10 protein-coding genes are annotated in these 9,430 nt (G+C 73.5%); 2 read left to right on the top strand and 8 right to left on the bottom strand.

The window, feature by feature from the left end; all coding sequences use genetic code 11:
• Window positions 1-182: 182 nt before the first annotated feature.
• From MTQ10_RS23000 to MTQ10_RS22990, 3 genes are all read right to left on the bottom strand, one after another.
• Window positions 183-410 (bottom strand): DUF5133 domain-containing protein, encoded by a 228-nt coding sequence (locus tag MTQ10_RS23000; RefSeq protein ID WP_247471926.1) that lies wholly within the window; start codon window positions 408-410, stop codon window positions 183-185.
• Between the two features lie 103 nt (window positions 411-513).
• Window positions 514-978, bottom strand: coding sequence for a nucleotide exchange factor GrpE (gene grpE / locus MTQ10_RS22995; protein ID WP_247471925.1), 465 nt, complete (start codon window positions 976-978; stop codon window positions 514-516).
• 243 nt (window positions 979-1,221) lie between these two features.
• On the bottom strand, window positions 1,222-2,139 hold the full coding sequence (locus MTQ10_RS22990) for an NAD-dependent protein deacetylase (protein WP_247471924.1): 918 nt from the start codon (window positions 2,137-2,139) through the stop codon (window positions 1,222-1,224).
• A 278-nt stretch (window positions 2,140-2,417) separates the two neighbouring features.
• Between MTQ10_RS22990 and MTQ10_RS22985 the strand changes: the two genes are divergently transcribed.
• Window positions 2,418-3,737: a phosphatase PAP2 family protein gene (locus MTQ10_RS22985; RefSeq protein ID WP_247471928.1), complete on the top strand. Its 1,320-nt coding sequence runs from the start codon at window positions 2,418-2,420 to the stop codon at window positions 3,735-3,737.
• Window positions 3,738-3,838: 101 nt separating this feature from the next.
• On the opposite strand, the gene MTQ10_RS22980 is transcribed toward MTQ10_RS22985, so the two are convergent.
• From MTQ10_RS22980 to MTQ10_RS22970, 3 genes are all read right to left on the bottom strand, one after another.
• On the bottom strand, window positions 3,839-4,918 hold the full coding sequence (locus MTQ10_RS22980) for a fatty acid desaturase family protein (RefSeq protein WP_247471923.1): 1,080 nt from the start codon (window positions 4,916-4,918) through the stop codon (window positions 3,839-3,841).
• A 401-nt stretch (window positions 4,919-5,319) separates the two neighbouring features.
• Window positions 5,320-5,649: a DUF6233 domain-containing protein gene (locus MTQ10_RS22975; RefSeq protein ID WP_247471922.1), complete on the bottom strand. Its 330-nt coding sequence runs from the start codon at window positions 5,647-5,649 to the stop codon at window positions 5,320-5,322.
• Between the two features lie 424 nt (window positions 5,650-6,073).
• Window positions 6,074-6,307: a maleylpyruvate isomerase N-terminal domain-containing protein gene (locus MTQ10_RS22970; RefSeq protein WP_374117671.1), complete on the bottom strand. Its 234-nt coding sequence runs from the start codon at window positions 6,305-6,307 to the stop codon at window positions 6,074-6,076.
• A 247-nt stretch (window positions 6,308-6,554) separates the two neighbouring features.
• On the opposite strand from MTQ10_RS22970, the gene MTQ10_RS22965 reads away from it, so the two are divergent.
• The gene (locus MTQ10_RS22965) at window positions 6,555-7,769 is read left to right on the top strand and encodes a beta-ketoacyl-[acyl-carrier-protein] synthase family protein (protein WP_308404592.1); all 1,215 of its coding nucleotides are present in this window, start codon (window positions 6,555-6,557) and stop codon (window positions 7,767-7,769) included.
• 45 nt (window positions 7,770-7,814) lie between these two features.
• Here the strand turns inward: MTQ10_RS22965 and ppk2 are convergent, their stop codons facing one another.
• The gene (gene ppk2, locus MTQ10_RS22960; protein WP_247471921.1) at window positions 7,815-8,630 is read right to left on the bottom strand and encodes a polyphosphate kinase 2; all 816 of its coding nucleotides are present in this window, start codon (window positions 8,628-8,630) and stop codon (window positions 7,815-7,817) included.
• A gap of 8 nt (window positions 8,631-8,638) precedes the next feature.
• Window positions 8,639-9,112: a cyclic nucleotide-binding domain-containing protein gene (locus tag MTQ10_RS22955; RefSeq protein WP_247471920.1), complete on the bottom strand. Its 474-nt coding sequence runs from the start codon at window positions 9,110-9,112 to the stop codon at window positions 8,639-8,641.
• Window positions 9,113-9,430: the final 318 nt, after the last annotated feature.

Genomic DNA, 9,430 nt, shown 5'->3' with positions numbered 1-9,430 from the left:
CCGGGCGCGACACACGCCCGACCGTGTGACGAAGGCACCCGAACGGCCCTGTCGGCGCGGACGGCCGCACTTCACACCCCGGCGGCGCGGACGGCCGCGCCGCACACTTCATCGGCACCGCGACGCGCGTCGGCGCCGCACTGGAGGCGGCGCCGACGCGGGTGACGGATGTCGGAGGGTCCTCATGAGGTGAGCAGGGAGTCGTCCTCCGGGCGCGCTCCGGGCAGCTGATACCGGGCGGCGATCAGCGCGGCGTCGATGTCGCGGGTGCCGGTGGAGACGCACAGCGTGTACGCGAGGTCGTCCATCCGCTGCCGCACTGCGGTGCTGCCCTGCTCGGCGTGCAGGACGCGGAGGGTCTCGTACTCGTCGATCAGGTTCTTCAGCACTGCGGGGTGTGCCATGAGCACGGCGGGCCTCCCGGATCACGGTGGGGGGTCGGGTCTGACGGGAACCCGTGTGCCCCGCGCACCGCCCCGCATGCACCTCGTTTGCGAGGACCACGGCCTCCCGTCACCGGCCGACCTCCGGCGGGCCCGTGACCTCCACCTGGGCCGGGCGCAGCAGATGGCCGCCCGTGCGGTAGCCGGGCCGCAGCACCGCCGAGCAGACCAGGCCGTCGGCGTCGGCGCTGACATGGTGCTCCAGCGCCTCATGGCATGCGGGGTCGAACGGATCGCCCGGCTCGCCGAACGACGTCACCCCCAGCGCGCCGAGCTGTTCCCGCAGGCTGTCCGCGATGTCCCGCAGCCCCGGCGTCAACGGCTCGTACGCGCATGCCCGGTCCACGGCGTCCACGACGGGCAGCAGCGCCCGCACCACGTTGGCGACCGCGGCCTCCCGCACGGCCAGCCGATCCCGTCGTACGCGCTTGCGATAGTTGTCGTACTCGGCCTTCACCCGCTGCAGGTCCGCGGTCCGCTCGTCCACCAGACGCCGCAGCCGTTCCAGCTCGCTGTACGGCTCGCTCGTGGTCATCGCAGGACGGCCTCCGGTCCGTGGTCCACCCCGACGGTGTGCACGTCGCTCGCTCGGTGTGTCCTCCTCGCCGATCGGGTCTTCGGCGGCCGGGCCCGTACCCGGTGGTGTCCCGGGCGGGGGAGCGGCGACCGGACGCCGGGGCGGGGTGCGCCGCCCGGCGCGGGACACGGAAGGGGAGCTGAACCCCGGCCGGCTCCCGGCCACCCGCGAACTGCGGAGACGGGCCCGACGTGCCTACAGTCACGAGATAAAACTTGAGCCCCGCGATGTCAAGTCCGGGAGGGGGACGCCCAGACGTTCCGTGACGGAGGTGAGGGCGGCGCCCAGCGGGAGGGCGACGCGGGTGACCGCGAGCCGGTCGCCGCGGGTCGGGTCACGGTTGACGATCAGCACGGGCTTCCCGGCCTCCGCGGCCTGACGTACGAACCTCAGCCCCGACATCACCGTCAGGGAGGAACCCAGCACCAGCAGCGCGGACGCGTCCCGGACCAGCGAGCGGCAGCGCTCCACCCGCTCCCGCGGCACCGCCTCCCCGAAGAACACCACGTCCGGCTTGAGCACGCCGCCGCAGCGGGCGCAGGGCACGACCCGGAAGTCCCCGACCTGCGCGTCGGTGAGATCGGCGTCGCCGTCGGGGTTGATCCCGGCGGCCACCGGCGCGAAACCCGGGTTGGCCTCCTCCAGGCGGCGCGCGAGATCGGCGCGCGGACCGAGCGTTCCGCAGTCCAGACACACCACCCGGTCCAGCCGGCCGTGCAGATCGACGACTCGCACGCTGCCGGCCGCCTGGTGCAGCCCGTCCACGTTCTGCGTGATCACCGCCGACACCAGCCCGTGCCTCTGCAACGCCGCGACGGCCGCGTGCCCCGCGTTGGGCCGGGCCCGGCCGAAGGTGCGCCACCCGAGGTGGCTGCGCGCCCAGTACCGGCGCCGTGCCCGCGCACTGCCGGTGAACTCCTGGTACGTCATCGGCGTGTGCCGGCTCAGGCTCCCGCCCTCACCCCGGTAGTCCGGGATGCCCGACTCCGTCGAGATGCCCGCACCGCTGAGCACCAGCACACCCCCGGCTCTCAGCGCGCCGACGACCGGCTCCACGTCACCGGTGCCCGGCGGCAGGTCCTCCTCGGGGGTCCACCTCAGGGTGGGGCGCATCCGCATGCCGTTCAGGGTAGGCGACCGTGCCGCACGGGCCCGAGGCCCCGCACCCCGTACACCCCGTCCCGTGGACGGGCACCCGGTCTCGCCCCGTGCGGCCGGAACGCCCGAAAACTGCTCCGATAGCATGTTCGATCTCGCGATGTTGACTATCCTCATCGCTCTCACAGGGTGAGCTCATGCGGAGCGAAGCGGCTGAACGGTTGATGTCCAGAGCGGTGCGGGTGAACACACAGACGACCAAGACAGGCGCGGCGGGCCCCTCGGGCCGGCCGCGCGCGATGCTGTGGGCCGCGGCGGGCGTCGCCGCGCTGGTCCTGCTCGTCGCGCTCGAGATCACCGCCCGCCGCTACGGCGAACCCGGGCCGGTCACCACCCAGCTGAAGGGCATGTTCCTCGCCCCCAAACCCGGCCCCCTCTACGGCGGCCTGGCGCTGATGATGGTGGTGCTGACCTGGCGGCAGCGGGCCGTCGCCCTCGGCGCGGCCGTCGCCGTCGACCTCGTCCTCTTCCTCGTGCGCTGGGCGGCCGGCATCAAAGCGGAGGAGGGGCACTCCTTCGGCAACGGAGCCCTGTGGGTGATGCTCGGCTGCGCGGTCGTCGCCCTGACCCGGCGCACCGGCGAGGACCGCGCCCTGCTGCTCAAGGGCGTCGGCCTCGGGCTGCTCCTGGTCGCCGGGCGCAAGGTCGGCGACGCATGGCTCGTCATCACCGCGAAGGCCCGCCCGGAAGTCCTCGACCCCTACCTCGCCGTCGCCGACCACGCGCTCGGCAACCCGTCCTGGCTGGTCGGCCGGATGCTCCGGGCCACCGAGCCCATCGGCCCGCACGTCATCCACGTCGTCTACGCCCAGCTCGCCGTCGCCGCGATCGTCGTCGCCCTGTACCAGCTGCGCCACGTCACCGCCGAACGCCGCTTCCCGCGCCACCACCTGGTGCGCACCTTCCTGCTGATCGGCCTCCTCGGACCGGCCGTCTACATGATCTTCCCGGTGGTCGGCCCGGTCTTCGCCTACGGCCCCGGCGCCTCCGGCACCGGCGGCGTGGAATGGTCCGTGGCCGACCTGTGGCCCGACATCGCGCCGCCGGTCACCACCCCCCACCCGGTCACCTACGACGCCCTCACCCCGCGCAACTGCATGCCCAGCCTGCACACCGCGTGGGCCGTCGCGATCTTCGTGCACACCCGGCGGGGGCCGAGGGTGCTGCGCCACGGCGGTGCGTTCTGGCTCGTCGCCACGCTCTGCGCGACGCTCGGCTTCGGCTACCACTACGGCGTCGACCTGGTCGCCGGTGTGGTGTTCGCGCTCACCGTCGAGGCGGCACTGCGGGCGTACGACCGCGGCTGGGACGCCCAGGGGCTCCGGCTGGTCGCCCACGGCACCGTCGTCTTCGTCGCGCTGCTGGCCGCGTACCGCTGGCTGCCGATGGAGATGGCCCGGTACCCGCTGGTGGCCGGGCCCGTGCTGCTGCTGCTCATGGGCTCCGTCATCCACGGCTATCTGCGCACCACCCGGCGGTGGGACGAGGCCCGTCTGCCCGCCCAGCGGACGGGACCGCGCACCGAGTCCGAGCCCGCACCGGAGCCCGAGCCCGCCTGACGGGCCCGCTCCGCCACGGACCGACGCCGGTTCCGCTCCGCCGGCCGGCGTCGGTCCGTCTCCGCGGTGCCGGTGCCGTCGCCGATGCGCGCCGGCGTCCGTCAGGCCCGAGTCCCGCGTCGGCGGCGTAGCGGCTCGCCCACACGGTGCAGATGGGCGAGAGCCTCCCGGTAGGACCGTACGAGCCCCGTCTCGTGGTACGGCACACCGATCTCCGCGCAGTAGGCCCGTACGATGCCCTGCGCCCGGCGCAGGTGCGGGGTCGGCATGCTGGGGAACAGATGGTGCTCGATCTGGTGGTTCAGCCCGCCCAGCAGCACATCGATGATCCGGCCGCCGCGCACATTGCGGGAGGTGAGGACCTGGCGGCGCAGGAAGTCGGGCCGCTCGTCACCGCGGAACGTCGGCATGCCCTTGTGGTTCGGCGCGAACGTGCACCCCAGGTACACCCCGAACAGGCACTGGTGCACCAGCAGGAAGGCCACCGCCTTGCCGGGCGGCAGCACCACGAACAGTGCCGACACATACGCCACGAGGTGGAACAGCAGCAGCCCGGCCTCCGACGAGCGGTGCTTCATCGCCGGCGAGCGCAGCGCGCGCAGGCTCGCGACATGCAGGTTGAACCCTTCCAGCGTCAGCAGCGGGAAGAACAGCCACGCCTGCCGGGCGCCGACGAACCGGGCGAGCCCGCTGCCGGCGCGGGCCTGCTCGGTCGACCACACCAGGATGTCCGGGGCGACGTCCGGGTCGAGATCCTCGTGGTTGGGGTTGGCGTGATGGCGGGTGTGCTTGTTCATCCACCAGCCGTAGCTCATGCCGATGCCGAGATTGCCGAAGAGCCGGCCCCACACCTCGCTCGGCCGGGCCCTGCGGAACACCTGGCGGTGCGCGAGATCGTGCGACACCAGCGCGATCTGCCCCGACATCAGCGCGAGGAACGCGGCCACGGCCATCTGCCACCAACTGTCACCGAGCACGGCGAACGCGCCCCAGCCGGCCGCCGTCAACGCGATCACCAGCGTGAGCCGTGCCGTGTAGTAGCCGGGGCGGCGCTCCAACAGACCCGCCGCGGCGATACGGCGGGACAGCCGGGCGAAATCACTGCCGCCGCGGGAGGCGGACGTACGGGATCGGGCGCCGGGAACCGCGACGGAGGCCGGAGCCTGCGGGGAAATCGTCATACCGCCGAGTCTTCGCGGCCCCGCCCGGCCGGAACAGCCGGTCAGTCCCCGGACCCGGCGGGGGTTTTCCCCAAGGCGCCCCTGGAGAACACCCCCGCACGGCGCCCCCGACCTGCACGGCCCCGACGTGGCGCCGGACCACCGGGCACATCCCGGCCGGCGACCCGTCAGGACCCGCCCCGGCACCGACCCGGCCCTGACGGCATGCATCAGCCGCCGGGACGCGGATACCCGGCTGCCATGGGGTCGGGCAAAGTGCCCCTGGGCTCGCGGTGCTCCGGCGCCGCGGGTCGCCCCCGCCGCAGGACGTGGCACCGGTGCCCGCCGGCGGTCACGCACACCTGGGCCGGCCCTCGCGCGGCGCGTTCCCCCTCCTCACCTCCCCGCGCGAGGGCCCCAGCTCAGTCCAGGAACCGCAGCTCGGCGTCCGGATTGCACTGCGGGCACGCCCTGACCCCCTCGGCCAGCGCCCGCCGCGCCTCCTCCCGCGTGATGCCACGGCTGCGCTTGCGTCCGTCCCAGCAGCTGCCGAGGTGCACGAAGACCGGCCGCTGATGCCGGCCGCCCTCCAGCAGCCACTCCGGCGCCGGCGGCCTCGCCGCCGCCCCGCGCTGCCGCTCCCGCTCGCGCCGCTCCACCTCCTCGATCTGCCGCCGCACCCGCTCCAGGGTCAGCACCAGCCAGGTCTCCAGGGTGCGAAGACGCGGCAGATCGGGCGGAAGGTCGGTCACATGTTCGATTCTAGGGGGTGTGGGGCCCCGCGGACGTCCGCGCCCCGGTGATCTCTCGCAGCGAAGGCTGAGGGGTGTCAGCGAAGACTGGTGACCACCAGGTTCTCTCAGTGAAGAGTGAGGCCGCTGAGGCCGGGCAACCGTCACGGCGAGGGCGAGCGGATCGAAGCCACCTGGAAGCACGTCCACCGATACGTCCACCGACTGGCCCTGGCCGACCACCTCAGCCCCAGCTGCCTGCACGGCTTTCTCGCCGGCCCGCCCCTCTGGCAGGGGGCAAACCGCGGCTCGACCGAACGGCGATCCTGGCCGGGTACTCCAAAGTGCACCTCGCACGATCCCTCGTGGACCCGACGAGCCTGCTGGTCGAGGTTCGGCCCGCCGGCCACGAGGAAAACGAAGATGCCCAAGCACAGCTGCTCCTTCAGATCCGACGCTTCGCAGAGGGACGAGGGCTCCCGCTACGCAAAGTGGCGGCACGCTTTGACGTCTCCCGCTGCACCCCGCCGAGATGCCGCACCAGATCGAGCAGCGTCCACTCGGGGCAGGTCGGCACGGTCACGCCGAGGTCGGGCGCGGAGGTCACCGCGGCACTGAAGGCGGCCGAACGCTCGTCGACGAGCCGCAGCAGATCGGGGAACTCGAGAATCTTCTCCATCGCGGCTGTCCATCACCGCAACCGGCCCGACGGACAACGGTTTTGGCCCCGGCGGGCATCGCGCCGGCCGTGCCGCCGCCCGGCACGCCGGGACGTCACCGGCCGGCCCTGCGGGCTTGTCGGAACACCACAACGTCCGGTCCGTGAATCGGTCGGCTCCTGCCCTGACGTACCGGAACCGCACTGGGACGATCCTGAGAGGCGATTCGGATGCCCTGTCGCATCCGCACAACTTGAGGAGGCTCATGTGACCCGGAGCGGTCGTGTGCTGGTGACGGGCGTCGGGGCGATGACGCCGCTGGGCGCGGACGCGCCGTCGACGTGGGCGGCCCTGCTGGACGGCAAATCGGGGCTGCGTCTGCTGGAGGAGGAGTGGGCCGCGCAGCTGCCCGTGCACATCGCGGCACCGCTCACCGCGGACCCCGCCGCGCAGCTGCCGCGCGCCGAGGCCCGCAAACTGGACCGCGCGGAACAGATCGCCCTGCTCACCGCGCGGGAGGCCTGGCGGGACGCCGGCGCACCCCAGGTCGAACCGGAACGCCTCGCCGTCGTCATCGGCACCGGCACCGGCGGCATCCTCAGCACCCTCGGCCAGGACGACATCCTCGAACGCACCGGCATCCGCCGGATGTCACCGTTCACCATCCCCATGCTCATGCCCAACGGGCCCGCCGCCTGGGTCAGCATGGACCTCGGCGCCAAGGGAGGCGCCCGCACCCCGGTCAGCGCCTGCGCGTCCGGCGCGGAGGCCCTCGCCCTCGGCCAGGACCTCATCCGCGCCGGGCGCGCCGACGTCGTCGTCGCCGGCGGTGTCGAGGCGTCCCTGCACCCCTTCACCCTCGCCGCGTTCGCCCAGATGAAAGCCCTGTCCCCGCAGTCCTCCGACCCCGAGACCGCGTCCCGGCCCTTCGACGTCGACCGGTCCGGGTTCGTCATGGCCGAGGGCGGCGGCATCATGGTCCTCGAACGCGCCGAGTTCGCCGAGGCCCGCGGGGCCCGCGCCCACGGCGCTCTCGCCGGCAGCTCCGTCACCTCCAGCGCCGACCACATCACCGCCTCCGACGCCGACGGCCAGGTCCGCGCCATGGAACTGGCGCTGCGCGACGCCGGACTCGCCCCGTCGGACATCGGCGTCGTCCACGCCCACGCCACCTCCACCGAGTCCGGCGACATCGCGGAGGCCGAGGCGATCGCCCGGGTCCTCGGCGGCGGCGCGGCGGTGACCGCCACCAAGTCGATGACCGGGCACATGCTGGGCGCCTCCGGGACCGTCGGCGCGCTCGCCGCCCTGCTCGCCCTCAGGGACGGCGCCCTGCCCGCCACCCGCAACCTCGACCGGCTCGACCCGCGCGTGCGGGTGGACGTGGTGCGTGGCGAGGCCCGCACCGGGCAGTGGACCGCCGCGTTGGCCAACTCGTTCGGCTTCGGCGGCCACAACGTCAGCCTGGTCCTCACCCGCTGACGGACACCGTCCACGGGGCGCGCCGGGGCCGGTGCCCGGCGCGCCTCACAGCCCGGCGGCGTGATCCGGGACGTACGTCTGCCGCTCCCGCGGTGGACGCTCGTACCCGGTGGACGGCGGACGCGACGGCAACCGCAGGTCGGGCGCCGGGACATCGCGGTACGGCAGGGTGTCCAGCAGATGAGCGATCATGTTCAGCCGGGCCCGCCGCTTGTCGTCGCTCTCCACCACGTACCACGGCGCCTCGGCGATGTCGGTGTGCTCCATCATCACGTCCTTGGCCCGCGAGTACGCCTCCCAGCGGGTGACCGACTCGAGATCCATGGGGGAGAGCTTCCAGCGGCGCAACGGATCCTCCAGGCGGCGCCGGAACCGTTCCTGCTGTTCCGCGTCGCTCACCGAGAACCAGTACTTGCGCAGCAGGACGCCGTCCTCCACCAGCATCCGCTCGAACACCGGGCACTGACGCAGGAACCGCCGGTACTCCTCCTCGGTGCAGAACCCCATCACATGCTCCACACCGGCCCGGTTGTACCAGGACCGGTCGAACAGCACGATCTCCCCGGCCGCCGGCAGATGCTCCACGTAACGCTGGAAGTACCACTGCGTGCGCTCGCGCTCGGTCGGCTTCGGCAGCGCCGCGATCCGCGCCACACGCGGGTTGAGATGCTCCGCGACCCGCTTGATCGTGCCGCCCTTGCCGGCCGCGTCCCGGCCCTCGAAGACGACGACCAGACGCGCGCCCTCGGCCCGCACCCACTCCTGGACCTTCACCAACTCCGTCTGCAGCCGCAGCAGCTCCCGCTCGTACACCGGCCGCGGCACCTTCGCCGCCCGCCGGCCGGCTCTGTCGTCCGCCATGTGGCCGCTCACGCCTCGTCGTCGTCGGCGCCGCTGCCGTACGGGCCGTACAGATCGAGCAGCCGGGTGCGCGCCGCGTGCAGCCGGTGCGCGACGACCTCGCCCGCCCACAGCGCGACGGCCAGGCCGAACGCCGGATCGTCGCGGAACTGCCCGCGCACCGCCTCGGCGTCGAACTCCCACGCCCGCACCGGAGTGACGGCGCGCGCCCCCAGCCGCCAGGCGTGCGGGCCGAACAGCCAGGACCAGCCGAGCAGTTCGTCGTGGCCCAGCGACTCGATGACGGCCGGACGCCGGCCCGGCACCCGCAGATGCAGATCGACGACCCCGCCCCGGATGATCCAGAAGCGGTCGGCCCGACCGCCCTCCTCGAACAGGCGGGCGCCCTCGGGGAACGACACCTCGCGTGCCGTCTTCAGCAGCGTGCTCCGGTGCTCGGGCGCCAGCGCGCGCGGCATGCTCGTCGAGGCGGGAGCGTTCATCAGGGCCTCCAGGGTGCGACAGCGGGCCGGCTACCTCCAGCGTGCGCCCGGACGCCGCCCGGCGCACGGGGCCACACGTCCCTCGACCCGGCGCCGGGCCCGCGCACCCACCGCCGGCACGCGTCGGCCGCCCGCGCGATCCGGCCCGTGTCCGGCACCGTCCCGAGCGTCGTTCGTCCTCGCCCCGCGAGCCCGCATCCGTCGTCTGCCCGCGCGATCCGGCTCGCGTGCGGCACCGTCCCGAGCGTCGTTCGTCCTCGCCCCGCGAGCCCGCCACCCCCTCCGGAGCAGGCCCCCGCACGGCGCCGGGTCGAGGGA

The sequence above is a fragment of the Streptomyces sp. XM83C genome (genome assembly GCF_023072675.1).
GTDB classification, from domain to species: domain Bacteria; phylum Actinomycetota; class Actinomycetes; order Streptomycetales; family Streptomycetaceae; genus Streptomyces; species Streptomyces thermocoprophilus.
This window is presented reverse-complemented; position numbering and strand designations above follow the sequence as displayed.

Coding starts and splice junctions, on each gene's coding strand:
- grpE (WP_247471925.1), bottom strand. CDS start 978: ATGACCACGAGCGAGCCGTACAGCGAGCTGGAACGGCTGCGGCGTCTG.
- MTQ10_RS22990 (WP_247471924.1), bottom strand. CDS start 2,139: ATGCGGATGCGCCCCACCCTGAGGTGGACCCCCGAGGAGGACCTGCCG.
- MTQ10_RS22985 (WP_247471928.1), top strand. CDS start 2,418: ATGCTGTGGGCCGCGGCGGGCGTCGCCGCGCTGGTCCTGCTCGTCGCG.
- MTQ10_RS22980 (WP_247471923.1), bottom strand. CDS start 4,918: ATGACGATTTCCCCGCAGGCTCCGGCCTCCGTCGCGGTTCCCGGCGCC.
- MTQ10_RS22970 (WP_374117671.1), bottom strand. CDS start 6,307: ATGGAGAAGATTCTCGAGTTCCCCGATCTGCTGCGGCTCGTCGACGAG.
- ppk2 (WP_247471921.1), bottom strand. CDS start 8,630: ATGGCGGACGACAGAGCCGGCCGGCGGGCGGCGAAGGTGCCGCGGCCG.
- MTQ10_RS22955 (WP_247471920.1), bottom strand. CDS start 9,112: ATGAACGCTCCCGCCTCGACGAGCATGCCGCGCGCGCTGGCGCCCGAG.